Genomic DNA, 26,676 nt, shown 5'->3' on the forward strand with positions numbered 1-26,676 from the left:
GTTCGGCAGCGCCTGTCGACGTCCGGGTCAGGGTTGCGTCAGGAAATCACGGTGGCCATTACCCGCCTGTGGGGATAGGCAGAACATGCTGGAAGTAGCGCTCGAAGAGGCAAGGAAGGGATTCGCCGAGGGCGGCGTACCGGTGGGGGCGGCGCTGTTCGCGGCGGACGGCACGCTGCTCGGCCGGGGCCGCAACCGCAGGGTCCAGGACGGCGACCCGTCGGTGCACGGCGAGACCGCCGCGTTCCGCGACGCCGGGCGGCAGCCCACCTACCGGGGCACGACCATGGTGACCACGCTGTCGCCCTGCTGGTACTGCAGTGGCCTGATCCGCCAGTTCGGCATCCCGCGGCTCGTCGTGGGGGAGTGCCGGACCTTCATGGGCCAGCACGAATGGCTCGCCCGGCACGGCGTGGAGGTGGTGGTGCTCGACTCCCAGGAATGCGTCGACCTCATGACCGCCTTCATCGCCGCCAACCCCGAGCTGTGGAATGAGGACATCGGGAAATGAGCCCCGCCCTCGGCCGTCGAGCCTGGCAGGCTGGCGGCCATGGGATTCGGGGTTCGTCAGTTCGAGCTGACCTTGATGCATCGGATGCGTGATCTCAACGCCGAACGGGTGGAGGACGCGCTCATGGACATGGGCGCGTCCCGGGCCGAGCTTCGCGCCGCGCACACGCAATGGACGAGGATGGCCCACTCCGTCCGTAGCAGGAAGGGCCTGGGCGCGTTGCGGACGATGCTCGGTCCGCCGTCGTACGAGGGCACGACCCCGGTCGGGAGCCTGACCTGCCGGGTGGCTCGGTGGGCGCTGCCGTCCTGGCCGGACCTGGAGTTCGAGGCGCTGATCGGGCCTGACGGCGCGATATGGAACCAGTGGTTCGTCCGTCCCCACGGCGACAAGGCGCTGGCCTTCGTGGACCTGGTCCCGTGGGGGTGCGTCGTCGGCGACGTCGTGACGAGTTTTCCGGGGGCCGCCCAGGGCGAGGGCTCGGCGCCGCAGCATTGGGTGGTCGACTTCGCCCATGAGGGCACGGACTACCGGGCCCGGTTCGTGTACGGCCTGTTCCAGCGGCTCGACCGGGCCTGACCGGGGCGCGGCGGCCGAGGCATCAGGGAGGCTTACGTCGGCGGCCATCTGACCAGGGGCCACGTGTCTCAACCGGGGAGCGTCTCGCCGCCGATCGGGGCCAGGATCTCGCCGGTGTAGTACGACGACAGCCGTTCGGCCGCGAAGAAGACGTACGAGGGCGCGATCTCGTCCGGATCGGCGGCCCGCTTCATCGGTACCTGCTTGCCGAACTGCTCGACCTTCTCCTTCGGCATCGTCGCGGGGATCAGCGGGGTCCAGACGGGGCCCGGCGCCACGGCATTGATCCGGATGCCCCGATCGACGAGGCTCTGCGCCATCGAGTAGGTGAAGGCGTTGATCGCGCCCTTGGTCGTGGCGTAGTCGATGAGCGACTTGTTGCCGCGCAGACCGTTGATCGACGAGGTGTTGATGATCGCGGAGCCGCTGCGGAGGTGGGGTAGCGCCGCCTTGGTGACGTGGTAGTAGCTGTGGATGTTGACCGCGAAGGTGTGCTCCCACTGCTCCTCGGTGAGCTCCTCCAGCGAGTCGACCGGCGCCTGGTAGGCCACGTTGTTGACCACGATGTCCAGCCCGCCCAGCTCGGTCACCGTCTGCGCGACGACGGACGCGCAGTGTTCGCGCTCGGCCAGGTTGCCGGGGAGCAGCACGCAGCGCTGCCCCGTCTCCTCCACCAGCTTCCTGGTGTGGGCGGCGTCCTCGTGCTCACTCAGGTAGGCGATGGCGACGTCGGCCCCCTCCTTCGCGAAGGCGACGGCCACCGCGCGGCCGATACCCGAGTCGCCCCCGGTGATCAGCGCGCGCTTGCCTTTCAGCAGCTCAGTGCCGGTGTAGTCGCGCATCTCATCGCGCGGCTCGGGGGCCATCTCCCCGGTATGTCCGGGATAGGGCTGGTTCTGGGCAGGTGGCGTGCTGTCTGGTTGCTCGGGCATGGCCCCCGAATGCCCCCGCCCGGGTACGGATAACGTCTGCCGGTCGTATATTTCCGCCCTCGCGGGTCTGTGGTGTCCCGCGCGGGCCAGATTGGCGCACATGGGCAGATCATCCGGCCCACGCCAATGAATCCGATCTTCGGCAGTCGCGAATCGAGCATGCGGACTTCCTGTCCGCCCCGCTCACGAATCAACATCCGCCTCGCTCACGAATCAACATGCGTAAGAACCTCTTCGGCTACGCCCACAGATGGCCGTGCTCGACCGCTTCCTCCGGATCCGGACATTCGGCGATCCTGGACCCGTGCGGACAGCGACCGTCGAGAGGCGTGAGCGATGATGTCTGCGCAAACATGAGTGAGCGGGGAAGGAGGTGGCCATGAGCGAAACCGGACGCCGGCTGCCCGCGCGGGCCTCAGCGGTCGTCATCGGGGGTGGCGCCATGGGCGTCAGCTCGGCCTACGCGCTGGCCGCGGCCGGAGTCGGCGACGTGGTCCTCATCGACAAGGGGCCGCTGGGCTCGGGTTCGACCTCGAAGGCCGCCGGGGGAGTGCGGGCGCAGTTCTCCGACCGGGTCAACGTCCAGCTCGCCGTACGCAGCCTGGAGACCTTCGACACCTTCGCCGCCCGCTTCGGGCAGGAGATCGACCTGCACAAGGTGGGCTACCTGTTCCTGCTCGACTCGCCCGAGTCCGTGGCGGAGTTCGAGAAGAACGTCGCGATCCAGAACGACCTCGGCGTGCCCAGCAGGATGATCTCGGTGCGCGAGGCCGCGGAGCTGTCGCCGCTGATCGACACCGACGGCCTGCTCGCCGCCGCCTACTCGCCCACCGACGGCCACTGCACGCCCGAGTCCGTGGTGCTCGGCTACGCGGGCGCGGCCCGCCGGCTCGGCGCGCGGCTGCTGCCCAACTGCGCCGCGACCGGCATCGAGACGGTGGACGGCCGCATCGTCGCCGTCCAGACCGAGGGCGGCCGCATCGAGACCGACACCGTGATCTGCGCGGCCGGCGCCTGGTCACGTCCCATAGGCGACTGGGTGGGCGTCGACCTGCCGGTGAGCCCGCTGCGCAGGCAGATCCTGATCACCGAGCCGATCCCCGCTCTGCCGCCCACGACGTTCACCATCGACTTCGGCACCACGTTCTACTTCCACCGCGAAGGTCCCGGCCTGCTGCTGGGCATGTCCGATCCGGACGAGACGCCGGGGTTCAAGTTCGACCGGTCCGACGCCTGGCTGCCGAGGCTGGGCGAGGCCATGGCCCGCCGCGCCCCGGCCCTGCTGGAGACCGGCATCGCCACCGGATGGGCCGGCCTGTACGAGGTGACGCCGGACCACAACGCGCTCATCGGGACCGCCCCGGACGTCGACAGGTTCATCTACGCCACCGGTTTCTCCGGCCACGGCTTCCTGATGAGCCCGGCCGTCGGCGAGGTGGTCCGCGACCTCTACCTCGACCGGACGCCGTTCGTCGACGTCAGCGGCTTCGACGCGAGTCGCTTCGCCCTGGCCGGGGCCAGACCGGAGCTCAACATCGTCTGAACGCCGGCACGCCGTACGGGCGGGCGGCGGACGTCGGGCCCTGTGACCGGGCCCCTAAGCTGGCCACATGGGTATGGTCGGGACGGTCGGGCTGGTCTTGCATCCACGGCGCGACTCCAAAGAGGCGATCGACACCATTTTGAGCTGGGCCGCCGCCAGAGGCGTCACCGTCATGGGGCTCCCGGAGGAGGTCGGCCGCATCGACTGCAGCGCCGTGCCGGTCGACGTCGACCTGCTGACCGAGCGGGCCGACCTGCTGGTGAGCCTCGGCGGTGACGGGACGATGCTGCGCACCATGCGGCTCATCGCCGGGCGGAAGACGCCGGTGCTGGGGGTGAACCTGGGACGGCTGGGGTTCCTGGCCGAGATCGACATCGCGGAGTTGCCCGCCACGCTGTCCGCCATCGACGGGCACCGCTACACGATCGAGCCGCGCATGGCCGTGCGGACCAAGCTCGACGGGGCCGAGGAGCTGATCGCGTTCAACGACATCGCCCTGGTGCGCATCCCGGGCGACGGCATGGCCGCCGTCTCGGTCATGCCGGGTGACGATCCGTTCGTGCGCTACGCGGCCGACGCCGTGATCGTGGCCACGACCACCGGGTCCACCGCCTACAGCTTCGCCGCGGGCGGCCCGATCGTGTCGCCGCGGGTGGCGGCGCTGCTGGTCGTGCCCGCCGCCGCCCACTCATCGTTCAACCGGGCGCTGGTCCTGCCCGCCGACGAGGAGGTGACGCTGGAGCTGCTGCCCACGAGCGGGCGGCTGGCGGTGGAGGTGGACGGGGCGGTGCTGGGGCATCTGTGCCCCGGTGACCGTGTCACGGTGGCCGCCATGCCGGCCGCGGCCAACGTGGTGCGCATGGGGACCACGTTCTACGAGCGGGCCCGGCGCAAGCTGCGGGTGGACGGCAGCGCCGAGGTCGACTGAGCATCGATACGGCGCCTGACGCCGAGGTCGACTGACCGTGGATAGGGTGCCTTCCGCCGGGTAGGCGCCGGGGTATGGCGACGCTGGTGGGCACGTCCGGGTGGCAGTACAAAGACTGGCGCGGCATCCTCTATCCGCAGGAGGTCCCGCAGCGCCTCTGGCTGGAGACGTACGGCGAGACGTTCCCCACCGTCGAGAGCAACAACGCCTTCTACCGCCTGCCCTCACCCGAGTCCTTCGCCGGCTGGCGGGACCGCACACCCGACGGGTTCGTGATGGCCGTCAAGGCCAGCAGGTTCCTCACCCACATCAAGCGGCTGGCCGATCCGGAGCAGCCGGTGGAGCGGCTGATGAACGCCGCCTCGGCGCTCAAGGACAAGCTCGGCCCGATCCTCCTGCAGCTCCCGCCGACCCTGAAGGCCGATCCTGACCGGCTCGCCCGCTGCCTGGACTGCTTCCCGAAGCACGTGCGCCTCGCGGTCGAGCCCAGGCACCCGTCGTGGTGGACGGACGAGGTCCGCGAGATACTGGCGGCCCGTGACGCCGCCCTGTGCTGGGCCGACCGGCTCGGCAGGCCGGTGAGCCCGTTGTGGCGCACCGCCGGCTGGGGATACGTGCGGCTGCACGAAGGGCGGGCCACCCCTTGGCCGTCGTACGGGGACACGGCGCTGAAGACCTGGGCCGGGCGGGTCAAGGAAGCCGGTTGGCCCGACGTCTACGTCTACTTCAACAACGATCCGGGGGGAGCGGCCGTGCGGAACGCGATTCGCTTTGCCAAACTCGTCTAGTGCATACCCGCCTTTATCGAAACGGTGTCCTGGAGAAAGAGGGCTTCCCGGTCGAGGAAGTCTCGGACTATGTGGGCGACGAGGGGAACACCGTCTGGTTCGACCTGTGCGCGCCGACAGCGGAGGACCTCGCCGTGGTCGGCGAGGAGCTCGGGCTGCACGAGCTCGCTGTCGAGGACGTGCTGTCCGACCACCAACGCCCCAAGGTGGACATCTACCAGAATCACCTCTTCATCACCGTCTACGGGGTGCACTTCGACGACGGGCGGCTCGATCCGGTCGAGGTCAACGCCTTCGTGACGAAGAACGCGCTGGTCACCATCCGCGAGAGTGACCACTTCGACATCGGCGAGGTGGTCAAGCGCTGGGACGCCGACAAGCGGCTGGCCGGCCACGGGGTGGCGTTCCTGCTGCACGGCCTGCTGGACTACGTGGTCGACGGGCAGTTCGACCTGGTCCAGGAGTTCGACACCAGGGTGGAGAACCTGGAGGAGCTGCTGTTCGAGGAGGAGCCGATCGACGGCAGGCAACTGCAGCGGACCATGTACGACCTGCGGAAGAACATGGCCGGCTTCCGCAAGATCACCATGCCGATGCGCGAGGTCGTCGGCACCCTGCTCCGCCGCGACCAGGAAGTGGTCGCCGACCCGGTCATGGCCCCCTACTACGAGGACGTCTACGACCACGTGGTGCGCGTGGCGGAGTGGACCGAGTCGCTGCGCGATCTGCTGGCCAACATGCGGGAGACGCGCCTGGCCCAGCAGGGTTTCCGGCTGAACGAGATCATGAAGCGGGTCACCAGCTGGGCGGCGATCATCGCGGTGCCGACCGCGATCACCGGCTTCTACGGCATGAACGTGCCCTACCCGGGCGCGGGTCACCCTTGGGGCGTTTGGGTGGCGTCGGCGCTGGTGGTCGTGGCCTCGGTGGCGCTGTACGCGATCTTCAAGAAGAAGGACTGGCTGTAGGCGCGGGGGCAGGGGCCGCCCCGGCCGTCGAGCGCGAGCCGCACCGTCAGCCGTACCTGCGCGGCTCCCGAGGCGGGGTAGAGGGGCAGGCAGCGGCCGCCCGCGATCAGCGTCCTGCGTCCGATCGGGGTGGCGATCAGCGGCAGCTCGTCGTAGGTCGCGGGGACGGCCAGGCGGAGCGTCCAGAGGCCCGCCGCGTGGCCGCGTTCGCCCTCCAGCGCGTAGTAGTCGAGCACGCCGCCGCTGGTCGAGACCACGGCCCGCATGGTGAAACGGCGCCCTTGGACGGTGAACACCTCCGCCGACGGGGCGTGGTAGATCGAATGGATGTAGCCGATCGCGAACACGCCGGACGGCGGCAGGAGCAGCCCGTCCACGGCCGGGCGTCCCGCGCCGGAGGCACCGGCCGCCAGCAAGGTCACCAGCGCGAGGGCGAGGCGGATCAGCCCTTCTCCTTGTAGTAGCGGGCCGCGCCCGGGTGCAGCGCGACCGGCTCCACCTGCTGGCCGATCTTGACATCGAGCTTGGCCGCCTCGGGGTGAACGGCCGCGAGCTGGGCCTTCTTCTCGAACAGCGTCTTGGTGATGTCGTACGCGAGCTGTTCGTCCATCTTGTCGGGCACGAGCAGGACATTGGCCACCCCGACCGTCTTGACGGTGCCCGGCAGCTTGTAGAGGGACATGTCGATGTCGAGCCCGATGTACTCCTTGCCGTACTTGGCCTGCATCGGCGCGAGCAGGTCGGCGGTGTCGAGCAGCTTCATGTCCGGCTTGCTGGTGGCCAGGTCCACGATGCCGCCCGTGGGCAGCCCGCCGACCCAGACGAACGCGTCGATCGTGCCGTCCTTGACGGCCTGGACCGACTCGTTGATGGACAGTTGCTGCTTGGAGATGTCGGACTCGGGGTTCAGGCCGGCCGCCTCCAGCAGGCGCCTGGCTAGGACCTGGGTGCCGGAGTTGGGCGGGCCGATCGAGACCCGCTTGCCCTTCAGGTCGGCGACCTTGCTCGCGGCGAGGCCGGGGGCGACGACGACGTGGGCGTAGTTGTCGTAGATGCGGGCGATGGCCTTGATCGGCTGCTTGGCGGTGAAGGACCCGGTCCCGTTGACGGCGTCGGCGGCCGTGTCGCTCTGCGAGAAGGCGATGTCGGCCTTGCCGGTGGCCAGCAGCTTGATGTTCTCGACGGAGGCGGAGGTGACGGACGCGGTGGCCTGGGTGTTGGCGATGTTGTCGGTCAGCTGCTTGGCCAGGCCCCCGCCGTACACGTAGTAGACGCCGGTCGTGCCGCCCGTCGCGATCGACAACCGGTGGCCCGAGCCGCTCACGTCGCCGCAGGCCGCCGCCCCGGCGGCCAGTGCCGTGGCGGCGAGTACCGCAAGGATCCGCTTCACGCTGGGACTCTCCTTCTCCTGATGAGGTGCACGGCCGCCGCGACAGCCAGGACGGCCAGGCCCGCGACGATGGGGCCGGGTTCGAGGAACAGCAGCAACACGGCCGCCACGGTGGCCAGCAGCCGCTCGGGCCACCCGGTCACCCCACCGGTCGCCATGGCCAGGGCCGCCACAGCGACGGCCGAGACGGCGGTCATCAGCAGCACCGTGCCGATCGGTCCCTGCCCGAGCAGTGCCTGGCCGTTCGGCGTGAGCACGAACGCGAACGGCACCAGGAACGCGGGCAGTGTGTAGCGCCAGGTCATCATCATCGTCTTGTAGGTGTTGCCGCCGGTGATCGCCGCGGCCGCGACGGCCGACAGCGCGGTCGGCGGGCTCACCTCGGACAACACCGCGTAGTAAAAAACAAACATGTACGCCTCGGCGGACGTGACGCCGAGCGTGGTGAGCGCCGGCGCGATGATCACCGCCGCGATGATGAAGCTCGCGGTCACCGGTACGGCCAGGCCCAGCAGCATGACCGCGACCCCGGACATGAACGTCGTCAGGATGAGGTTGCCCGCGGCGACGTCCACGATGATCGCGCTGAGGTTGAGCCCGAGCCCGGTCTGGGTGATGACGCCGACGATGATGCCCGCCGCCGCGCACACCGCCGTCACGGGCAGCACCTCCAGCGTGCCCTTGGCCAGCGCCTGCGCGGTCCGCTTCGGGCCCATCCGGTGCTCAGGATCGAGGAAGGACAGCGCGAACGCGATGGCGGTGGCGATCACGACCGACTGGAACGCCGACCGGTCCAGCGCCATCAGCACGATGATGAGGATCAGCGAGCTGAAGTGGTAGCCGAAGCGCAGCAGCAGCCGGCCCGCCTTCGGCGCGTCCACCGGGACGGCGTGGGTGCCGAAGCGGCGCGAGTCGATCTCGATGGACAGGAAGATGCCCAGGTAGTACAGGATCGTGGGGATCGTCGCGTAGACGAGCACCTCGAGGTAGCTGACCTTGAGATACTCGGCGATGATGAACGCCGCCGCGCCAAGCGTGGGCGGGGAGAGGATCGCCCCGATGCCGCCCGAGGCGAGGATGCCGCCCGCCGCCTCCTTGGGGTAGCCGGCCCGCCGGAGCACCGGCCAGGCCACGCTGCCGAGGCTGACCGTGGTGGCCACGCCGGAGCCGGAGACGGTGCCGAGCAGGAAGCCGGCGGTGGTGACCGTACGGCCGGGGGCGGCGCGGGATTTGCGGAAGGCGGCGAAGCTCAGGTCGATGAAGAACTTGCTCGCGCCCGAATAATCCAGCACGGCGCCATAAATTGTGAAAAGGATGATGTAGCTGGCCGCGACCTGCATGGGGACGCCGAAGAAGCCCTCGGTGCCCGTGTAGAGCTGCGACACGATCTGCGCGAGGTCGAAGCCGCGATGGCCAATCGTCCACCCAATCGGCAAATATGCTCCGAAATAGGCATAAGCCAGGAAAATTAGGCAGATGATGGTGAGTGACCAGCCAACCGTGCGGCGGACCGCTTCCAGCAGCAGCACGGTCAGCACCAGGCCGGCCGCGATGTCGAGCCCGGTCAGCGCCGCGCCCGAGCCCCGGTCACGGAACGCGTCGATGTCGAGCAGCGGGTAGACGAGCACCGCGAGCGCGGCCGCCGCCAGCAGCCAGTCACCCACCCCGGGCCGATCGACCACGTCACGGCGCGCCTCCTCCTGCGACGGGGGCGCCGCGCCGCGTACCCGCCGGAGCGCCGACGAGATCCCCGAGCGATAGCAGAGGAACACCAGCGGCAGCGCCACCGCCAGGAACGTCAGCCGATGCTCCAGCGCCTCGACCGGCCTGAACACCACCACCAGTGAGTACGCGGACAGCAGCCCGCCGACGATCCACACGCCGAGCCGCAGCGTCCCGGTCAACCGCCGGGCCGGACGCTCCTGCTCGTGGGCCGACACCAGCTCCGCGTCGCGGTCGCTCAGCTCGGTCAAGTGTCCTCCCTGACAGGGCGTTTGAAGGGACTTTACGAGTCCTTTACGCAATGAGGAAGGCCCAGTTCGGTACAGGAATCTGGACGGCGGCGATCGGCGGGCAATTCGGCCGCGACGCTTGGCCGGTGTTCCGGAATGGCAGGCCGCAGCCGGAAACCGCAGTGTGTGCGTGCACACACTGCGGCCGGAGACCTCGGTGCGTGCACGCACGCACTGATATAAAGAACCGTGGCCGAGATCACCCTGAACGTCCGCCAGCTGCAGGCGTTCGCCGAAATCGGCTACCAGGCGGCGGGCGGCGGGGGTGGTGGCGCGCGCGGTGCGATGGCCGCGCTGCGCCGGGTGGTCCCGGTCGACGCCTACGAGTTCGTCGCGTTCGACCCGGCCAGCGGGCGGCATCACAGCGTCGTCTCCGACGGCCACCGGCGCATCGACGGCGACGCCGCAGAGGAATACATCGGGCTGGAGGCCTACCGCACGGCGATGGCCACGCGGGCGCCGGTGCCGATGCCCGAGCCGGGCACCGAGCGCTATTTCCGCCGCCATCTCGCCCCTTACGGGTGGCGCGCCGGGCTGACCGCGCCGCTGTTCCTGGCCGAGGGCCGCTACACGGGCCTGCTGCACCTGGCGGCCAGAGAGGCTTTCCCCGAGCTCACCGGCTCGCTGGTCGCGGCCGTGGCGCCCATGCTGGCGCATGTCACGGACCTGACCCGATGCGTGATCGACCCTGTGGGCTTACCGGCCGGGTTTCTCGCGGCCGCCTTCGACCGGCTGGGCGTCCGCCGTGAGGTCCCCGGCGTCGCCAGATCCGCGGCCTTGTGGGACGAACCGGCCATCGCGGGGCTCGCCCGCGCCTTCATCGACTCGCGCGAGCTGAGCCGCCGCGGTCTCTGGCTCGACCGCGACGGCCGCTGGCACGAGGTGCGGGTGCTGCGGGCCGGCGTCGGGTTCCAGGGCTCGCTCCAGGGCGCGGTGGTGGCCGAACGCCCGTGCTCCCTGCCGTACGAGCTGACCGGCAGGGAGGTGGACGTGCTCACCCGGGTGGCCGCCGGCGACTCCAACCCGCAGATCGCCGCCGCCCTGGTGCTCAGTGTCCGCACCGTGACGACCCACCTGGAGCACATCTTCGCCAAGCTGGGCTGCGACAGCCGCACCCGCCTCACCACCAAGGCGCTCGCCGAGGGGCTATGCCGCCTCGACGTCTAGCCGGCTAGGAGATCTTGCCCAAACCGCGGGCGAGGACGGTGGCGGTATCGGCGATGACCTTCTCGTCGTTGGCGGCATCGGCGGCCGGGCGGTTGGTGTAGATCGCCAGGATGATGGGGGCGGCACCCTTCTTGGGCCAGGCGATGGCGATGTCATTGGCCGTCCCGTACGACGGGCCGGTGCCGGTCTTGTCGCCGACCGTCCAGGTCTTGGGCAGGCCGGCGCGGATGCGGGCGTCACCGGTCGTGTTGGCGATCAGCCAGCCGTTGAGCGTCTCCCGGTCCTTGGCGGTGAGCGCGTCGCCGGTCGTGACCTTACCGAGGTCGCGGGCCACTGAGGCGGGCGTGGTGGTGTCCCGCTTGTCCTTGGGAGTCCAGTCGTTGAGCTCGGTCTCCCAGCGGTCCAGGCGGGAGATCGGGTCCTTCAGCGTACGGAAGTAGCGGGTCAGGCCCGCCGGTCCGCCGATCTGCTTCAGCACCATGTTGCCGGCGGTGTTGTCGCTGTAGGTGATCGCCGCCTTGCACAGCTCGGCGACGGTCAGCCCGTCCTTGACATGCTTCTCGGTGACCGGCGAGTTCGGCTTCAGGTCGTCGGCCGTCCAGTGGACGACCCGCTCCATCAGTCCCGGGTCGGAGGTGCGGGCCTTGTGCAGCGCGGCGGCGGAGACCATCGCCTTGAAGGTGGACAGCAGCGGGAAACGCTCGCCCGCCCGGTAGGCGATCGTCTTCCCCGTGGCCGTGTCCAGGGCGTACGCGCCGATGCGGCCCTTGTAGGACGCCTCCAGCGCGCGCAACTCCTTCTTCGCGGCTGCCTGACCGTCGCTCACCACCTGAGACGGTGCGGTCGCGGCCGAGGCGGTGCCCGCTCCATAGGCGCCGCCCGCCAGGAGGGATACCGTCAGCGCGGTCGCTTGCAGTGCGGCCGTGAGGCGGCGAGGGTGTCGCATGCCATGTCCTTGCTCTCGTCCGTCAGAGGAGAGGAGCACAGCAGATCGGATCAGATGGTGTCCAATATCGATATGGAGAAGGGATCTATATCGGCTGACAAATGATCGCAGGTCAGACGGCCTCCGCCGACCGCTGCGCGGGGATCATCACCTGCCGCAACTCGAACCACACGGACGTCGCGCCGTTCTCGCGGACGAACCCCCACCGGTGGCTGAGCGTCTCGATCAACGGCAGGCCGCGTCCGCTGGTCGCCTGCGTCTCGGTACGGCACGCGCACGGCGGCCCGCTCGAACCCCCGTCCCTGACGAGCACCCGCACCAGGGACCCCGCGGCGAGCACCGACACCGTGAACGACCCGCCCTCACCCGAGCGGGAGTGCAGGATCGCGTTCGTGGCCAGCTCGCTGGTGAGCAGCACGCAGTCGTCGTACAGCGGATGATCACGCCCGAGCGCCGCCGTCACCAGCCCCCTGGCCCTGGCCACCTGGGACGGAGTCCCCGGGAACCGTACGACGAGAGCATCGTTGCCGGGCTCCTCGCCCCCTTGCTCCAACTGGTGAAAGTCCGGCGGTGCCACGGCGACCTCCCCGATTACGGCGACGTCATGAGACGCGTCAGAGGGGTGCGGGAGATTATCGCTAAAAGGTAGGAATGCCCTTTCCCATGGCCGCCCGCGCGATCGTCCGGGCGGACCGAGTACGCTGCGATCGACGAGTCGACTAGGAGGGGTGCCTGCGTGAGCAGCCTGGAGGCCGTCTGGGTGCAGCCGTACGATCACCCGGGGGCAGTGTTCGTGACCGGAGTCTTCGACATCCTGCACGTCGGACACGTGCGTTACCTGGGTGCCGTCGCCGGGCGCGGGCTGCCGCTGGTCGTCGGCGTGGAGGACGACCCGCGCGTGCGCGCGTGGAAGGGGCCGACGCGCCCGTTCAACCCGGCGGCGGAGCGCGCCGAGGTGCTGGCCGCGCTCCGCTTCGTGAGTGGGGTGTTCATCGTGACCGGGCCCTCGGCGGCGCACGGCCCGGAGGACTACATCGACCTGCTCGCCCCCATGCGGCCCGGCGCGCTGGCGCACACCGCGGGCGACCCGCACGCGGGCGGCCGATGCGCGGCGGCCGCGCTGCTGGGCGCCGAATGCTGGGAGCTGGAGGCCATCCCCAATCGCTCGACCACCAGGATCGTCAACGCGGCGGGCAAGGGCTGACCGCCTTCTGGCGGGCTGGTCCTTTCAAGATCGCGCAGTCATTGAAGGCCGGCCCTTTCAAGATCGCGTAGGCTTTGCTGCCATGACGGTCGATCTGGTAGCCAAGCGGGTGACGGACCTGCTGGCCCCGCAGGTGCTGGTGATCACCATGCCACCGGCCGTGGGGCTGATCGCCCACGGCTGGAGCGGCGCCGCGTGGGGCCTGGCGGCCTCGGCGCTGTGCGGCGGTGTGCCCGCCGGGGTGATCGCGCTGGGCGTCCGCTCGGGGCGGCTGGACTCCCACCACATCGTCGACCGGACCCGCCGCACCGGGCCCCTGCTGGCCGCCGTCGCCGCCGTACTGGTCGCCCTGGTGCTCCTCGTCGCGCTGGGCGCGCCGACGCTGCTGGTGGCCACGGTGACCGCGATGCTCGTCGCGCTGGCCGTCACCGTGCCGGTCACGATGCGCTGGAAGATCTCCTTCCACGCCGCCGTCTGCGCGGGCACCGTGGTGGTGCTCGCCCACGTCCTGCCCGCCGTGCCGACCGGCCTGGTGGGGGCGGCCGTGGTGGCGCTGGTGTGCTGGGCCCGGGTACGGCTGGCGCACCACACGTGGGCGCAGGTGGTGGCCGGGGCGCTGGTGGGCGTGGCGGCGACGTGGACGACCCTGGCGGCCTTCGGCATCCGGTAGAGCCGGATTTGTGGGGAATAGTGGTGACTCCACGGGGGTTGCCGCGAGCATGGAAGCCACGAACCGCGGCCGGGTGCGTGTCGAGCACTCCGCCAAGCGCGTCAGGACCTACCTCGGCGGCCGGGCGGTGGCCGACACCAGCCACGCCCTCCTGGTGTGGGAAGCGCCCTACTACCCGACGTACTACTTCCCGCTCGCGGACGTCGACGAGTCGGCGCTCAAGCAGACGGGCGCGACGAAGCACTCGCCCAGCAGGGGAGAGGGCGTCGTCTACACCGTCACCTCGGGAAGCGCGGAGGCCCCGGAGGCGGGGCTGGCCTACCCGGAGTCTCCGCTGGCCGACATCCGCGGGCACATCCGCTTCGAGTGGGACGCCATGGACGCCTGGTTCGAGGAGGACGAGGAGGTCTTCTTCCACCCGCGCGACCCGTACACCAGGGTCGACATCCTGCCGAGCTCGCGGCACGTACGCGTCGAGGTCGACGGTGTGACGGTGGCCGACTCGCACAGCCCCCGCATCCTGTTCGAGACGGGGCTGCCCGCCCGCTACTACCTGCCCAAGACGGATGTACGGCTCGACCTGCTCGAACACACCGACACCGCTACCAACTGCCCGTACAAGGGGACGGCGGAGTACTGGACGGTCAACGGCGTCAAGGACCTCGCCTGGTCGTACCGGACGCCGCTGCCGGAGAGCCAGCGGGTCGCGGGGCTGATCGCGTTCTACAACGAGAAGCTCGACATCTATCTCGACGGCGAGCTCCAGGAGCGGCCGAAGAGCAAGTTCGCCTGACGCGCCGGGGATCGGCATTTGTCACCAAGCCTGCCAGGAGGGCTGTCTGAGCGACTACACGTGCGTGTAGTAGGCTTTCTCATCGCGTAGTCATATATACGCGCGGATAGGCGTCGGAGCTCGGTCTTCTTGATCGGGCCGCAGACGCTCGGATCCGGGACGCGGCGCCGCGAACAAAGGGTCGGCGCCCACGAGAAAGGCTCATGATGACTGCCCCCATCTCAGTGAGCGGTCTGGTCAAGACGTTCGGCCGCACCAGGGCGCTGGACGGGCTCGACCTGACCGTGAACACCGGCGAGGTGCACGGTTTTCTCGGACCGAACGGTGCCGGCAAGAGCACCACGATCCGGATCCTGCTCGGCTTACTGCGCGCCGACGCGGGCACCGCCCGGCTGCTCGGCGGTGACCCGTGGGACGACGCGACCGGACTGCATTCCCGGCTGGCCTACGTGCCCGGAGACGTCACGCTCTGGCCTGGCCTGTCCGGCGGCGAGGTCATCGACCTGCTCATGCAGTCGCGTGGCGGCGCCGACCGTGCCCGGCGCCAAGAGCTGATCGAACGCTTCGACCTGGACCCCGGGGTGAAGGCCCGCGCCTACTCCAAGGGCAACCGGCAGAAGGTGGCGCTGATCGCCGCGCTCGCCTCCGACGTCGAGCTGCTGATCCTCGATGAGCCCACCGCGGGCCTGGACCCGTTGATGGAGGAGGTGTTCCGCGACGTCATTCGCGAGACGCGGCAGCGCGGCGACCGTACCGTACTGCTGTCCAGCCACATCCTCACCGAGGTCGAGGAGCTGTGTGACCGGGTCACCATCATCCGCGACGGCCGGACGATCGACACCGGCAGCCTGCCCGACCTGCGGCACCTGACCCGCACCTCCATCCAGGCCGAGCTCTCCGCCTCTCCCGGTGAGCTCGCCGAGCTGCCCGGAGTGCACGACCTGCGGACGGAGAACGGTCTGGTGCGCTTCGACGTCGAAGCCGACGCGCTCGGCCCGGTGCTGCGGTGCCTCGCCTCGCTCGGCGTCCGTGGTCTCGTCAGCCAACCGCCCACGCTCGAGCAGATGTTCCTGCGGTACTACGACAGGACGCGCGCGGAGGCGGGCCGATGAACGCGCTCACCGGGACGGCTCGGTCGGCACGGCTGGCGCTGCGCCGCGAAAGACGCATCGCGCCGTGGTGGATCATTCTGCTCGTCGCCTTGGCCCTGGCACTGGTCTCCTACATCAACCGGAACATGCCCACCCCCGAGGTGATGGCGACCTACACCACGATGATCAACCGCAACAGCTTCTTCCGGGCGCTCGGCGGCGGCTTCGTCGTGCCTGACCTGGGCTATATGCAGGCCTGGCGCAGCGGCGGGTTCCTCTACGTGCTGAACGGGCTGGCCGCCCTGATGGCCGTCGTCCGCTACACCCGCGCCGACGAGGAGGCCGGCCGGATCGAGCTGCTGCGCGCGGGTGTGCTCGGCCGCAAGGCTCCCCTGACCGGGGCCCTGCTGGTGGCGGGCGGGGTCAGCTTCGCCGGTGGCGCGGTGACCACGATCGCGCTGATCGGGATCGGGCTGGATCCGGCCGGGTCGATCGACTACGGCGCGGCCATCACCATGGCCGGGTGGGTGTTCGGCGCCATCGCCGCCGTGGCCGCCCAGCTCGCGCAGACCGCCCGTATGGCCAGAGCCATCGCCCTGTCGGTGCTCGGCATCGCCTACATCCTGCGCTACGCCGGCGACGCCTCCGGGCAGTACTGGATGAAGTACATCTCCCCGATCGGCTGGAGCCATCTGGTCGAGCCGTACTGGAGTAATCGGTGGTGGCTGCTGGCGATTCCGGCGGCGGTGACCGCGGCCCTGACGGCCATCGCCTACCGTCTGGCCGGCCGTCGTGACCTCGGCGCCGGAGTGATCCAGGAGCGTCGCGGGCCCGTGACCGCCCCCGGCCTGCGTGGCCCGATCAGCCTGTCCTGGCGGCTCCACCGCGGTCTGCTGATCAGCTGGGCCGCCGGAATCGCGTCCTTCGCGGCGGCGGCCGGGGGCGTCAGCACCCTGGCGTACCAGTTCACCGAGGCGCCCGGCGTCACCGTCGACAACCTGCTGAAGGCTTTCGGCGGCAGTTCGGGGGGCGGGGCGGTCGACTTCGCGCTGTGGGCCATCATCCTGATCTTCGCCCACGTCATCGCGCTCTACCCGGTCCTCATGGTCCAGCGGCTGCGCGCCGACGAGACCACCGGGCGCGCGGAAGCCGTACAGGCCACCCCGATGACCCGGCTGCGCTGGGCCGCCGGGCAACTGGTGGTGGCCGGTCTTGGCACGGCGGCCCTGCTCGCCGTCGCCGGAGTCGTCTTCGGTACGTTCTACGCCTTCCTCGTCGGCGATCCCGCCTCGGACATCGTCCGCATCCTCACCGGCACCCTGGGCACCATTCCCGGCGCCTGGCTGGTCGGGGCGGTCTGCATGCTCGCCTACGGCCTGGTCCCGAGAGCCTCCGTGACGATCGGCTGGATCACCTGGGTCGCGGTGGCGGTCATGGGACGGGCCGCCGGCCCACTGTACGGACTCTGGGGCGGGACCCCCTTCGAGCCGTTCCACTACATCCCCAACACCGTCGCCGGAGCCCCCTTCGACCCGGTGCCCGCCCTCACCATGGTCGCGCTGTCGGCGCTGCTGCTCGGTGGCGGCCTATTCGCCCTCCGCCACCGCGACTTCGGCTGAGCCCGCTCCGGACTTCGGGCCGGTCGCTCAGGCGGTCCAGGCCGGGTTGCGGCCCAGGTAGCGGAGGAGATCCGCGACCTGGTCGTCGCCCGGCTCGGCGGGCACCACCGCGGCGTAGGCGCCCCACTGGCGCAGCGGCTCGACGATGGCCTTCGCCACCGGCAGCAGCTCCCCGGCCAGCTCCGGGGTCAGCGGCGAGGACTGTCCGGTGGCCACGGCGATGTCCCAGGCGTGCACCGCCGCGTCGAGCGCGCAGGCGCCCGCGCCGAGCGCCGGTGCCATCGTGTTCGGCGGCACCGGGACGGGCACCTGCTCGGCGTTCTTGTCGACACCGGCCCAGGCCCTGGCCGAGCGCTCCATCGCGGCCTCCGCGTACGTCCGGGGGTCCTCGGCCAGCTCGCCCGTCGGCTCGAACGGGTTCTCGGCGGGACCCGGCTCGCCGGTCAGGAAGGCGGCGAAGCCCACCTGGTCGCCCGCGGCGTGCTGGAGCACCTGAGTGACGTTCCACTTCGCGCAGGGGGTGGGGAGTTTCCAGCCGTCGGCGGGGACGCCGGCCACGGCCTGGCGGAGCGCCTGGTGCGCGTCGTCGAGTACGTCCCAGCCGGTCGGCATGTTGTCGCTCATGGGGGGTTCCTTCCGTTCGTTCCGCTGTGTCTCCACACTATCAGAACGGAATGCTTTGTTCCAGTCCGAGGATGAGCATATCCAGCGCGCGCTCGAAGTCGGTGGCGGGGTCGGTCGGCGGGATGTTCCGTAGCAGCCTGCTGAAATGCGGGAGCTGGGCCGGGTCCATCTCCTGGATGTAGACGCCGACCTGCTTTCGTCCCGCGTGCTCGCCGGTGTCGACGTTGAACCCTCCGGTGGACAGCAGCAGTGACCCGAAGATCAGGCTGTTCACCGCGCCGAGCGCGCGCCACACGGCCGCGTCGTCGAAGCCGGCCTCGTACAGGGCGCCGACCACGCTGTCGATCGGAGCCAGCGCCCGCACGGAGGTCGGGTTGGACTGGTCGGTCAGCAATGCCATCGGCACCACCGGAGAGCGGGCGAACACCTCGTACATGCTCAGCGCCACCGCCCGGAGCCGTTGCGGCCAGGGCAGCGCCGGGTCGGGTAGCTCGACCTGGTCGAAGGCCCGCTCCGCCAGGCCGTCCAGGATGTCGGCCTTGTTGGAGACATGGTTGTAGAGCGACATCGCCTCGACGCCGAGCGACTTCGCCAGCCGCCGCATGGACAGCCCTTCGAGGCCCTCTTCCATGGCCAATTCCAGGGCCGCGTCCAGAACCTTCTCCCTGTTCAGCGGCTCGCGCCGGGCCATTCGCCACTCCTCCTGCCGTAGAACTCCGGTTGACAGAGCTTACGGTGTATGTATGTACTTACGGCGTAAGCATACACCGTAAGTAGGGAGATTCCGTGAACGCGGACGTACTGATCGTCGGTGGCGGGCCGGTCGGCCTGCTGCTGGCCTGCGAGCTGAAGCTGGCGGGGGTGGACCCGCTGGTGCTGGAGGCGGCCACCGGCCAGGAACGGATCACGCGCAGCCTCGGGATGCGCTCGCTCAACGCGCGCACCCTCCACACGCTGGGCCTGCGCGGGCTGGTGGAGCCGCTGGCCGAGGCGCAGTGGGCGCTGTTCGACGAACTGAGAGCCGGTCGCGAGCCCGCCGAGGGGGACATCGTCGACGGGCTGGTGTACATGCTCAGGGAGGGCATGAGCGGCGGCCACTTCAGCGGCCTGCCGCTGATCGGCGAGGCCGGTAACCGGGTTCCCGAGATGCTCATGCTCAAGCAGCACCAGTTGGAGCGGGTTCTGGCCGAGCACGCGGCCGGGCTCGGCGTCGAGGTCCGGTCCGGGTGCCGGGTCACCGAGATCGCCGACGAGGGCGACGGCGTGGTCGCCACACTCGCGGACGGCCGGGTCGTACGGGCCGGGTACCTGGTGGGGTGTGACGGCGGCCGGAGCCTCGTGCGCAAGCAGTCCGGCATCCCGTTCACCGGCACGTCCGCGACCATGACGGGGCGCACCGCCGTGGCCGAGCTGGCCGACCCCGGCGCGCTCACCTCGTCCCTGCGCGCCCCCGGCGGCCTGGTGAACCTGTCGCTGGTGCCGGGGGAGGTCGCCACCATCGAGTTCGACGGCGGTCCCACCGAGCGGGACGCGCCGGTCACCGCCGAGGAGATGCAGGCGAGCATCCGGCGGGCGAGCGGCACCGACGCGGTCGTCCTCAGCCTGGAGGCCGGCATCCGCTACAGCGACAACACCCGCCACGCCGAGACATACCGCCAGGGGCGCATCCTGCTCGCCGGGGACGCGGCGCACGTCCACTCGCCGATCGGCGGCCAGGGGCTCAACCTCGGCCTCCAGGACGCGGCCAACCTGGGCTGGAAGCTCGCCCTGGTGGTCCGCGGACAGGCGCCCGAACGGCTCCTGGACACCTACACCGCCGAGCGGCACCCGGTGGCGGCCCGCGTCCTGCGCAACACCAGGGCCCAGGTCGCGCTGATGCGTCCGGGACCGCAGGTCGACGCGCTGCGTGAGGTGATCTCCGAGGCGCTGGAGCTCCCCGAGACCAGGGGGCACTTCATCGCCATGGCCAACGGTACGGACATCGACTACGCGCCGGACGCGTCGCGGTCGCTGGTCGGGCGGTTCGTACCGGATTGGGAGATCGAGGGCGTGGGGTGGGTCAGGGAGTCGCTGGGGGACGGCCGCGGCCTGCTGCTGGACCTGGCGGGCGCACCGGAGACCCGCGCGGCCGCGAAAGGCCGCGACGACCGCGTCCGCGTGGTGGGCGGAACCGTGGATCAAGCCGACGCGGCCGCCGTGCTGGTACGCCCTGACGGTTATGTCGCCTGGGCCGGTTCCGGCGAAGCCGGTCTCGCCGAGGCCCTCGACGCCTGGTTCGGGGTCGGTTAGGTCAGCAGCCGGGTCAGCACACGGGTGCCGAACTCCAGCCCCTCCACCGGCACCCGCTCGTCCTTCCCGTGGAACATCCCGAAGTAGTCCAGATCGGGCCGCAGCATGAGCGGCGCGAAACCGTACCCCTTGATGCCGATCGTGGCGAACGACTTGGCGTCGGTGCCGCCGCTCATCACGTACGGCACCGGCCGGGCGAGCGGGTCCTCGGCCACGAGCGAGCCCGCGAGCGAGTCGAAGAACGACGAGGGGTACGGCGCGTCCGGCGCGTCCTCCAGATTGACGAACTCCCTGGTGATCTTCGGCCCGAGCAGGTCGTCCATGGTCGCCAGGAACTCCTCCTGGAGGCCGGGCAGGTAGCGGCCGTCCACGTGCGCGTGGGCTGTGGACGGCACGACGTTCACCTTGTAGCCCGCGTCGAGCATCGTCGGGTTGGCCGAGTTGCGGATCTGTGCCCTGAACAGGTGGCCGAGCGCGCCCAGCCGGGTCGCCTCCTCGTCGAGGCGGTCGAGGTCGATCGGCTGGCCGGTGATCTCCGACAGGCTCTGGAGCAGCGCCGAGACCGACGGCGTCAGGCGTACCGGCCACTGGTGGGCGGCCACCCGCGACAGGGCGTGCACCAGCGTCGCGACCGGGTTGTCCACCGCGGGCCGGGAGCCGTGGCCGGCCACGCCGTGGGCGGTGAGCTTCATCCAGGCGGTGCCGCGCTCGCCCACGGCGATCGGGTAGACGCGGTGGTCGCCGGCGGCGACGCTGAAGCCGCCGGACTCGCTGATCGCCTCCGTCACGCCGTCGAACAGCTCCCGGTGCTCGGTGACGGCGTGCCGCGAGCCGTAGTCGCCCGTCGCCTCCTCGTCGGCCAGGAACGCCAGCACCAGGTCGCGCTTGGGACGCAGGCCGCGCGCCGCCATGCCGAGCACGGCCGAGAGCGTCATCGCGCACGACCCCTTCATGTCGACCGCGCCCCTGCCGTAGACGCAGCCGTCGACGATCTCGCCCGAGAACGGGTGCATCCGCCACTCGGCCGGGTCGGCGGGCACCACGTCGAGGTGGCCGTGGACGAGCAGCGCGTCGCGAGAGTCGCCGTCGATCCTGGCGACCACGGTCGTCCGCTTCGGCGCCGACTCGAACACCACCGGCTCCAGCCCGGCGTCGGCCAGCAGCGTGGCCACGTACTCGGCCGCCGGGCGTTCGCCCGACCCCGGGTTGGAGGTGTCGAACCTGATCAGGTCCGAGCAGATCTCGCCGACGCTCTTCACGACCGTCCCTTCAGCTTGAGCGGTGCCACCTCGGGCGTCTCGAACCCGAAGATCAGTCCATAGAAGGCCAATTCGGCCTCCAGCACCGCGACGATGGTCTCCTCCCGGCGCCAGCCGTGCTGCTCGCCGGCGAAGGTGAGCAGGGCCCACTGTTTGCCGTGCCGGTCCAGCTCGGCGACGAACCGCTCGGCCTGGCCCACGTCCACGATCGCGTCCTCCAGGCCGTGCAGCATCAGGCACGGTCCGGACGCCCGCGCGGCATGCAGCAGCGGCGAGCGGTCGGTGTAGCGCTGGCGGGTCTCGGGCAGCGGCCCGATCAGGCCGTCGAGGTAGCGCGACTCGAAGTCGTGCGTCTCGGCCGCCCAGCTCTCCGGGTCGGTGATCGCGTAGTGCGCGACGCCGCCCGCGAACACGTCACTGTGCACCAGTGCAGCGACCGTGGTCCAGCCACCGGCGCTGCCGCCGCGAATCGCGATCTTGGCGGCGTCGGCCCGGCCCAGCTCGACCAGCCCGCGCGCCACCTTCGCGCAGTCGGCCACGTCGACCACGCCCCACTGGTGCCGCAGCCGCTCGCGGTAGGCCCGGCCGTAGCCGGTGGAGCCGCCGTAGTTCACCTCGGCGACGCCGAGGCCCCGGCTGGTGAAGTAGGAGACCTCCAGGTCGAGGGTCATCGTGAAGTTGCCGGTGGGCCCGCCGTGCGCGAAGACGACGTACGGCGCGGGACCCTGAACCCCGGTCGGGTGGTACAGGTGCGCGTGCACGCCCTCGATCGTCACCGTCTCGGGCGTCGGCAGCAGCGCCCGGTCGGGCAGCGGCTTCGGCGCCGACACCGCCTCGTGCGCGCCGCCGTCGAGGTCGACCACGGTCACGCGGGTGGGCGTGTACGGAGTGGCGGACACCGCCACCGCCTTGCCCTCTGCCGCCGAGATCGTCGGCGCCCAGTACGTCGCCGCGCCGCCGATCTCGCGCAGGTCGCCGCTCTCCAGATCCAGGACGCTCAGCAGGCGGCGGTCGGGGGTGCCGTGCACGAGCACCAGGCGGTCGCCGGCGATCGCGAAGTAGGTGCTGCCCGGCTTCCAGGGCGCGGTGCCGACCTCGGAGGCCATCGGGGTGAGGTTGCGGGCGCCGGAGCCGTCGCGGGCGACGAGGTGGATGTTCCACCAGCCGGTCGGGTCGGCGACCGCGTACAGGGTGCGCTCGTCGCGCCACTCCGCCTGGATCACGGACTCCGCCGGGCCGCCCGCGATCACCTGGTACGGCCCGGCGGTTCCGTCCTCGTCGAGGGGGGCTACGCAGAGCTCGGTGCCGTCCCAGGGCATGTTCGGGTGGTCCCAGCCGATCCAGGCGACATATCCGCCGCCGGGGGAAATACGGGGGTTCATCAGGAAATGTTGGGCTTTGGTGATCACTCTGAGCGGGCCGCCGCCGAGTGGCACCGCGACCAGGTCGCGCACATTGTCCTGCTCGCGTACGGCCCACACCTCGTCCCGGCCGGGCGGCAGATAGAGGTCGGCGTAGCGCGCCGTCCCCTCAGGCGTGAGCGCCACGGGCTCCCCGACTACGGGCTCCCCGGCCGCGGGTTCGCCGGTCGTTGGTGGGCCGTCCAGGCGGTAGACGCACTGGTCGGACCAGTTGGTGAAGACCAGGCCGCCGCCGGGCAGCGGGCGCCAGGATCGCCCGCCGTACTCGACCACGCGGTTGCGCGCGTTCCACCCCTCGGGCAGAGCGTCGACCAGGGAGCCGTCCGGCAGGCGGCGCACCACGCAGCGCCGGCCGCCCTCGTGCGGGCGTGGCTCGTCCCACCAGACCTCCAGTCCGGCGGGCGTGGCGACGGCCTCCACCCACTGGGGGCCGCCGTCGGTACGGGCCACGTCGATCGGTCGAATGCTGCTCATATCTCACCAATTGCCATCGGAAGGGGGCAAGGAACGCTCGGGCGGGTGGAGGACGTACACGATGCCGCCGCTACCCGAGCTCCGGAGCCAGACGTTCTCGAACGCGGCCCGCGGATAGACCCGGCGCACGTCGGCGTCGCTCGGCGCGGCCGGGTCGTTGACGACGACGTCGCCCTCGGCGGTGAAACCGGTGACGACCATGATGTGCCCGCCCGAGGAGTAGCCGGACCCCGGCAGCTCGTGCGCCTTGAACGACAGCGACACGATCACCGGGATCCCCGCCCGCACGAACAGGTCCAGCTCGGCGGCCGACCGCAGACGGGTCACGAACCCGGCCAGCCCGAAACGGCCCGCGTAGGCCACGTTGAACGGCCAGTTGCCGGTCCCCTGGTAACTGTGGTCGAACGTGCCGCGCGCCGCGTGATCGACCACGGGACTCGGGTCGCCGGCCACCACCCAGGCCAGCTCCTCGGGACCGGGACCGCGACCCCAGAACCCGAGGACCATCGCCACCGAGGCGGGGCTGCACCAGTTGGCGCCGCCGCCGTCCAGCTCCGGATGGTGACCGGTGTGCGTGTACTGAGAGTGCCGGGGCACCACCAGCTCGACGGCTCCGGCCGTACCCGGAAGGCTCGGGACAGGGGGACCCTGGGGGAGCGCGGAGGCCATCACGCCCAGGCAGTCCACACGCGCGCCCGCGCCGTGCGGCGTGACCCGCACCCGGTAGGCCGTGACCGGCCGGCGCGCCACGAACGTGTCGACGGCCACGTCGCCGTCCTCGTCACCCTGACCGGGAAAGGAGGTGCGGATCTCGTCGTGCTCGGCCCAGTGGCCCATGACGTACCACTTCGACTGCTCGCCCGTCGCGAGCCTGACCTGCAGCTCCACCTCGATCCACGTGCCCGGCGGGGTCCGCGCGGTCCACGAGGGGACGAGCTGGGTCGCGGTGAAGCCGATCGGGTGTTCCGGGCTGGTCCACGAGGTCAACGGGGTGGCGGGCACGGCGAAGCGGGCGAAGGCGACGCGGGCCGGGTCCACGGTGAGCACCGGACCCATTGTGGTTTCGCACCGGTTGTCGCGCATCGGAAGGTTTACGTACTGCGGTGATCTTGTCGGTGGTGATCTCTAATGTTCCGGCCATGACTCAAGCAGTGCAGGCGTATTCCTACGCCGGACCCTCCCTGCTCACCGATGGCAGACCCGCTCTCTCGACCTCCGGTGGGACGGCGTTATCCGGCTCCCGGACCGATCCCGGAATCTTCAGCGGCCGGCTCAGGTTCGAGGACAGGGCGTGAGCGGTTGGGAGGTCGTCGAGGAGGCCATCGCCACCCGTGACGCGGTCAAGATCGCGGAGATCGCGGAGACCGTGCGCGCGGGCGTGATCGACCGGGAGCTGCTGCTCGACGGCTGCGTCCGCCGCTTCCTGCGTGGCGGCCAGGCCGCTGACCTGCGCTTCTTCGCCCGGCTGCACGAGCTCGTCGAGCCCGCCCCCGCCGAGGTCGCGGCGCGGGCCCACGACTACCTGCGGTTGCTGCCCGCCGCGCCACCTGTGGTCGCCGAGCTGGCGCTGCGGCACCTGCGCCGCCTCGACACGCTCGACCCCGCCGACGTGGCCGAGGCCCTGCAGGCGCTGCTGTTCAGGCCCGAGCGCAAGCTGGTGTCGATCGGGCTGAGCTGGCTCGACCAGGCCGCCCGCGACGCCGCTGACGATGCCGACGACTACGCGCCGGCCCTGGCGTACGCCTTCGCGTGCGACGCCCCCGACCTCCAGGAGCGGGCCGTACGGCTGGCGCTCAAGCACGCCGCCCGCTTCACTCCCACGGGCGCCGAGGTGATCCGTGACGCGCTCGGGTTGCTGCCGCCGGACCTCGGCGAACAACTCGTGACGGTGTTCGGCGGTGAGGTGGCGGCCGACGAGGACGACGCCTGCTTCATGCCCATGCCGCTGCCCGCGTCTCCCCAGGAGGACGCCCGTTTCCCGCTGATCGGTGACATCCGGGAACTGGGCGCCTTCCCCGAGCGCGAGGACTGGCAGGGCGCCGAGCGGTGGCTGGAGGGGTTCGTCCGGTTCTGCACTGACGACCGTGACCTGCTCCGCTCGGTCCTGGCCCGCTGGACGAGCTGGCCGACGCGCCTGGACGTGCAGCCGGAGTGGCGCTACCTGGACCAGTGGTCCGAGGCGATGGCCAGGCAGATCGTCACGCCCGAGACCTGGCTCGGCCGGTCGTCGTCGCTGCTGCCGTCGCCCGTGCGGGTGTCGCCGCCGCACCTGTTCCTGCTGCGGCGCTGGGCCGAGGTCCACGCGGCGCTGCGGGCGGGTGCGCTGCCGCCGTACCTGCTGGCGACCCCCACGAGCGGCACCGGGCACCTGGATCCCGGCGTGCTGGTCGACCGGCTGGAAGGCTACGAACGTACTGGTGCCAAGGTCATGGACGCCGACCTGTGGCAGGCGCTCCTGCGGCTGCCCCGCTCGGTCGCGCCCGAGGTGGCGGCGCGGGCGGGCGGGCTGACGTCCGCGGCGGGCGTCACGGCCGCACGCTGGATGAGCGGCGGCCGGCCCGTGCCGGTGACCGCCGTCGAGTGGACCCGCGGCTCCACCACCTACACGGGCGACCACGAGCCCGCCGGCGGGAAGCATCCCGACCTCGTGCCCAGGATCGCCCTCCCGTGCGGCGAGTCGGGGCCGCTTGGTCTCTCACGTGGTGAGTCGGGTCTGCCCGGTCTCGCGCACGGCGAGTCCGGTCCGCTCCCTTCCTTGTACGGCGGGTTCGGGCCGCTCCGTGATCTGTTCGACGATCCGGACGCGTCGCGCCGGGACGGTCACGGCGTCTACCTGTCGTGGTGGCCCGCCGTTCTGCCGTCGGACCGGGAGGCGGTGGCGGTGCACTGCCTGCCGTTCCTGCTCTACCACTGGAACGCGCCCGGGGTGGAGCCCGACATGCTGTGGGCGCTGGCCCGAGCTGGTGGGCCGGCGGGTGAGGGGGTCGCGCTGCTCCTGGCGTACTTCCTGGTCGAACGGGACTCCTGGGCGGGCGGGAAGCAGCCCAATGAGGGGGTCCGGGTGCTGGTCGAGATGGCCGGGCGGGGCGATCTTCCCGCCGCCGAGGTGGGGCGGCAGCTCGCGCTGCTGTTGCGCAGGGCCTGGTACAAGCTGAGCGCGGTGGTCGAGTCGCTGGAGAGCGCGGCTCGGTATGGGGCGCATCGGGAGGTTTGGGAGGTGGTGGCCGCGTTTCTGACGGTCTATCTGCCCGGGCCCGGGGAGCGGGCGCGCACCGCCCACACGCAGGCGCTCGGCTTCGCCGTACGGGCCGCGTCGTGGGCGGGGGCGCGGGGTGAGCTGCCGTGTGTCGCGGAGATCGCGCGACGCAAGGGGAGCAGCGGCATCGTCCGCGAAGCACGCCGCCTCCACGCCCGGCTCACCTGAACCGGCTCGCCAGAACCGGCTCGCCAGAATCGGCTCGACGTCGG

Annotated in this window: 25 protein-coding genes; 14 read left to right on the forward strand and 11 right to left on the reverse strand. The window is 70.8% G+C overall.

Annotated elements, in window-relative coordinates:
* The first annotated feature begins 85 nt into the window (after positions 1-85).
* Both ACGFJ2_RS26820 and ACGFJ2_RS26825 read left to right on the forward strand, forming a co-directional pair.
* On the forward strand, positions 86-511 hold the full coding sequence (locus ACGFJ2_RS26820) for a nucleoside deaminase (RefSeq protein WP_357945977.1): 426 nt from the start codon (positions 86-88) through the stop codon (positions 509-511).
* 39 nt (positions 512-550) lie between these two features.
* Positions 551-1,090, forward strand: coding sequence for a hypothetical protein (locus tag ACGFJ2_RS26825; RefSeq protein ID WP_357945980.1), 540 nt, complete (start codon positions 551-553; stop codon positions 1,088-1,090).
* A 68-nt stretch (positions 1,091-1,158) separates the two neighbouring features.
* Here ACGFJ2_RS26825 and ACGFJ2_RS26830 read toward each other — a convergent pair whose 3' ends face one another.
* Complete coding sequence (locus ACGFJ2_RS26830; RefSeq protein ID WP_393472629.1) at positions 1,159-2,022, reverse strand: SDR family oxidoreductase; 864 nt, start codon at positions 2,020-2,022, stop codon at positions 1,159-1,161.
* A 379-nt stretch (positions 2,023-2,401) separates the two neighbouring features.
* Here ACGFJ2_RS26830 and ACGFJ2_RS26835 point away from each other — a divergent pair, with 379 nt between their 5' ends.
* From ACGFJ2_RS26835 to ACGFJ2_RS26850, 4 genes are all read left to right on the forward strand, one after another.
* Positions 2,402-3,565, forward strand: coding sequence for an NAD(P)/FAD-dependent oxidoreductase (locus ACGFJ2_RS26835; RefSeq protein ID WP_393472632.1), 1,164 nt, complete (start codon positions 2,402-2,404; stop codon positions 3,563-3,565).
* A gap of 67 nt (positions 3,566-3,632) precedes the next feature.
* Entirely contained in the window at positions 3,633-4,493 is an 861-nt protein-coding gene (locus ACGFJ2_RS26840; RefSeq protein ID WP_357945988.1) for an NAD(+)/NADH kinase, read from the forward strand.
* Between the two features lie 74 nt (positions 4,494-4,567).
* Entirely contained in the window at positions 4,568-5,281 is a 714-nt protein-coding gene (locus ACGFJ2_RS26845) for a DUF72 domain-containing protein (protein WP_393472635.1), read from the forward strand.
* Complete coding sequence (locus ACGFJ2_RS26850) at positions 5,281-6,249, forward strand: magnesium transporter CorA family protein (RefSeq protein WP_393472638.1); 969 nt, start codon at positions 5,281-5,283, stop codon at positions 6,247-6,249. The genes ACGFJ2_RS26845 and ACGFJ2_RS26850 overlap by 1 nt, the downstream gene beginning before the upstream one ends.
* Here the strand turns inward: ACGFJ2_RS26850 and ACGFJ2_RS26855 are convergent.
* From ACGFJ2_RS26855 to ACGFJ2_RS26865, 3 genes are read right to left on the reverse strand one after another with little or no spacing between them, the layout of a single operon-like run.
* Positions 6,159-6,671, reverse strand: a complete 513-nt coding sequence (locus ACGFJ2_RS26855; protein WP_393472641.1) for a DUF1850 domain-containing protein — start codon at positions 6,669-6,671, stop codon at positions 6,159-6,161. The two genes, ACGFJ2_RS26850 and ACGFJ2_RS26855, sit on opposite strands and share 91 nt — an antisense overlap.
* Before the next feature lie 20 nt (positions 6,672-6,691).
* Positions 6,692-7,639, reverse strand: a complete 948-nt coding sequence (locus ACGFJ2_RS26860) for a TAXI family TRAP transporter solute-binding subunit (protein ID WP_393472644.1) — start codon at positions 7,637-7,639, stop codon at positions 6,692-6,694.
* Positions 7,636-9,612: a TRAP transporter permease gene (locus ACGFJ2_RS26865; protein WP_393472647.1), complete on the reverse strand. Its 1,977-nt coding sequence runs from the start codon at positions 9,610-9,612 to the stop codon at positions 7,636-7,638. Before ACGFJ2_RS26865 ends, ACGFJ2_RS26860 begins: the two co-directional genes overlap by 4 nt.
* Before the next feature lie 228 nt (positions 9,613-9,840).
* On the opposite strand from ACGFJ2_RS26865, the gene ACGFJ2_RS26870 reads away from it, so the two are divergent.
* A complete protein-coding gene (locus tag ACGFJ2_RS26870) occupies positions 9,841-10,818 on the forward strand; it encodes a LuxR C-terminal-related transcriptional regulator (RefSeq protein WP_357946004.1) in 978 nt (325 codons plus the stop codon).
* A gap of 4 nt (positions 10,819-10,822) precedes the next feature.
* Here ACGFJ2_RS26870 and bla read toward each other — a convergent pair whose 3' ends face one another.
* Together bla and ACGFJ2_RS26880 are read right to left on the reverse strand one after the other, a co-directional pair.
* Complete coding sequence (gene bla, locus ACGFJ2_RS26875; protein WP_393472744.1) at positions 10,823-11,734, reverse strand: class A beta-lactamase; 912 nt, start codon at positions 11,732-11,734, stop codon at positions 10,823-10,825.
* Positions 11,735-11,876: 142 nt separating this feature from the next.
* Positions 11,877-12,341 carry an ATP-binding protein gene (locus tag ACGFJ2_RS26880; RefSeq protein WP_357946008.1) on the reverse strand — a complete coding sequence of 155 codons (465 nt, stop codon included), beginning with the start codon at positions 12,339-12,341 and terminating at the stop codon, positions 11,877-11,879.
* A gap of 159 nt (positions 12,342-12,500) precedes the next feature.
* Here ACGFJ2_RS26880 and ACGFJ2_RS26885 point away from each other — a divergent pair, with 159 nt between their 5' ends.
* The 5 genes from ACGFJ2_RS26885 (at position 12,501) to ACGFJ2_RS26905 (ending at position 17,141) form a co-directional block, all read left to right on the forward strand.
* Positions 12,501-12,968, forward strand: a complete 468-nt coding sequence (locus ACGFJ2_RS26885) for an adenylyltransferase/cytidyltransferase family protein (protein ID WP_357946010.1) — start codon at positions 12,501-12,503, stop codon at positions 12,966-12,968.
* An 82-nt stretch (positions 12,969-13,050) separates the two neighbouring features.
* Positions 13,051-13,638, forward strand: coding sequence for a hypothetical protein (locus tag ACGFJ2_RS26890; protein ID WP_358180751.1), 588 nt, complete (start codon positions 13,051-13,053; stop codon positions 13,636-13,638).
* Positions 13,639-13,687: 49 nt separating this feature from the next.
* Positions 13,688-14,431, forward strand: a complete 744-nt coding sequence (locus ACGFJ2_RS26895; RefSeq protein WP_358180748.1) for a DUF427 domain-containing protein — start codon at positions 13,688-13,690, stop codon at positions 14,429-14,431.
* A 206-nt stretch (positions 14,432-14,637) separates the two neighbouring features.
* On the forward strand, positions 14,638-15,543 hold the full coding sequence (locus tag ACGFJ2_RS26900; RefSeq protein WP_358181209.1) for an ABC transporter ATP-binding protein: 906 nt from the start codon (positions 14,638-14,640) through the stop codon (positions 15,541-15,543).
* Positions 15,540-17,141: a polyketide antibiotic transporter gene (locus tag ACGFJ2_RS26905; protein ID WP_357946018.1), complete on the forward strand. Its 1,602-nt coding sequence runs from the start codon at positions 15,540-15,542 to the stop codon at positions 17,139-17,141. Before ACGFJ2_RS26900 ends, ACGFJ2_RS26905 begins: the two co-directional genes overlap by 4 nt.
* A gap of 27 nt (positions 17,142-17,168) precedes the next feature.
* On the opposite strand, the gene ACGFJ2_RS26910 is transcribed toward ACGFJ2_RS26905, so the two are convergent.
* Complete coding sequence (locus ACGFJ2_RS26910) at positions 17,169-17,765, reverse strand: TIGR03086 family metal-binding protein (RefSeq protein ID WP_358180745.1); 597 nt, start codon at positions 17,763-17,765, stop codon at positions 17,169-17,171.
* Between the two features lie 40 nt (positions 17,766-17,805).
* Positions 17,806-18,456, reverse strand: a complete 651-nt coding sequence (locus tag ACGFJ2_RS26915; RefSeq protein WP_357946022.1) for a TetR/AcrR family transcriptional regulator C-terminal domain-containing protein — start codon at positions 18,454-18,456, stop codon at positions 17,806-17,808.
* Positions 18,457-18,551: 95 nt separating this feature from the next.
* Here ACGFJ2_RS26915 and ACGFJ2_RS26920 point away from each other — a divergent pair, with 95 nt between their 5' ends.
* Complete coding sequence (locus ACGFJ2_RS26920) at positions 18,552-20,054, forward strand: FAD-dependent monooxygenase (RefSeq protein WP_357946025.1); 1,503 nt, start codon at positions 18,552-18,554, stop codon at positions 20,052-20,054.
* Here ACGFJ2_RS26920 and ACGFJ2_RS26925 read toward each other — a convergent pair.
* Genes ACGFJ2_RS26925 through ACGFJ2_RS26935 form a run of 3 tightly spaced genes read right to left on the reverse strand, consistent with a single transcriptional unit; the run spans position 20,051 to position 24,264 of the window.
* The gene (locus tag ACGFJ2_RS26925) at positions 20,051-21,313 is read right to left on the reverse strand and encodes a M20/M25/M40 family metallo-hydrolase (RefSeq protein ID WP_357946028.1); all 1,263 of its coding nucleotides are present in this window, start codon (positions 21,311-21,313) and stop codon (positions 20,051-20,053) included. The genes ACGFJ2_RS26920 and ACGFJ2_RS26925 overlap by 4 nt on opposite strands.
* The gene (locus ACGFJ2_RS26930) at positions 21,310-23,208 is read right to left on the reverse strand and encodes a prolyl oligopeptidase family serine peptidase (protein WP_393472657.1); all 1,899 of its coding nucleotides are present in this window, start codon (positions 23,206-23,208) and stop codon (positions 21,310-21,312) included. The genes ACGFJ2_RS26925 and ACGFJ2_RS26930 overlap by 4 nt, the downstream gene beginning before the upstream one ends.
* A gap of 3 nt (positions 23,209-23,211) precedes the next feature.
* On the reverse strand, positions 23,212-24,264 hold the full coding sequence (locus tag ACGFJ2_RS26935) for a C39 family peptidase (protein ID WP_393472747.1): 1,053 nt from the start codon (positions 24,262-24,264) through the stop codon (positions 23,212-23,214).
* A 235-nt stretch (positions 24,265-24,499) separates the two neighbouring features.
* On the opposite strand from ACGFJ2_RS26935, the gene ACGFJ2_RS26940 reads away from it, so the two are divergent.
* Positions 24,500-26,632, forward strand: a complete 2,133-nt coding sequence (locus ACGFJ2_RS26940) for a DUF6493 family protein (protein WP_393472660.1) — start codon at positions 24,500-24,502, stop codon at positions 26,630-26,632.
* The last annotated feature ends 44 nt before the right edge of the window (positions 26,633-26,676 follow it).

The organism is Nonomuraea sp. NPDC049028 (assembly GCF_043197735.1).
Classification (GTDB): Bacteria; Actinomycetota; Actinomycetes; order Streptosporangiales; family Streptosporangiaceae; genus Nonomuraea.

Bases quoted from the DNA above. Each gene is read 5' to 3' on its own strand.
- ACGFJ2_RS26845 (WP_393472635.1), top strand. From the start codon at position 4,568: ATGGCGACGCTGGTGGGCACGTCCGGGTGGCAGTACAAAGACTGGCGC.
- ACGFJ2_RS26825 (WP_357945980.1), top strand. From the start codon at position 551: ATGGGATTCGGGGTTCGTCAGTTCGAGCTGACCTTGATGCATCGGATG.
- ACGFJ2_RS26895 (WP_358180748.1), top strand. From the start codon at position 13,688: ATGGAAGCCACGAACCGCGGCCGGGTGCGTGTCGAGCACTCCGCCAAG.
- ACGFJ2_RS26900 (WP_358181209.1), top strand. From the start codon at position 14,638: ATGACTGCCCCCATCTCAGTGAGCGGTCTGGTCAAGACGTTCGGCCGC.
- ACGFJ2_RS26910 (WP_358180745.1), bottom strand. From the start codon at position 17,765: ATGAGCGACAACATGCCGACCGGCTGGGACGTACTCGACGACGCGCAC.
- ACGFJ2_RS26840 (WP_357945988.1), top strand. From the start codon at position 3,633: ATGGGTATGGTCGGGACGGTCGGGCTGGTCTTGCATCCACGGCGCGAC.
- ACGFJ2_RS26830 (WP_393472629.1), bottom strand. From the start codon at position 2,022: ATGCCCGAGCAACCAGACAGCACGCCACCTGCCCAGAACCAGCCCTAT.
- ACGFJ2_RS26930 (WP_393472657.1), bottom strand. From the start codon at position 23,208: ATGAGCAGCATTCGACCGATCGACGTGGCCCGTACCGACGGCGGCCCC.
- ACGFJ2_RS26820 (WP_357945977.1), top strand. From the start codon at position 86: ATGCTGGAAGTAGCGCTCGAAGAGGCAAGGAAGGGATTCGCCGAGGGC.
- ACGFJ2_RS26935 (WP_393472747.1), bottom strand. From the start codon at position 24,264: ATGGGTCCGGTGCTCACCGTGGACCCGGCCCGCGTCGCCTTCGCCCGC.
- ACGFJ2_RS26890 (WP_358180751.1), top strand. From the start codon at position 13,051: ATGACGGTCGATCTGGTAGCCAAGCGGGTGACGGACCTGCTGGCCCCG.
- ACGFJ2_RS26905 (WP_357946018.1), top strand. From the start codon at position 15,540: ATGAACGCGCTCACCGGGACGGCTCGGTCGGCACGGCTGGCGCTGCGC.
- ACGFJ2_RS26835 (WP_393472632.1), top strand. From the start codon at position 2,402: ATGAGCGAAACCGGACGCCGGCTGCCCGCGCGGGCCTCAGCGGTCGTC.
- ACGFJ2_RS26915 (WP_357946022.1), bottom strand. From the start codon at position 18,456: ATGGCCCGGCGCGAGCCGCTGAACAGGGAGAAGGTTCTGGACGCGGCC.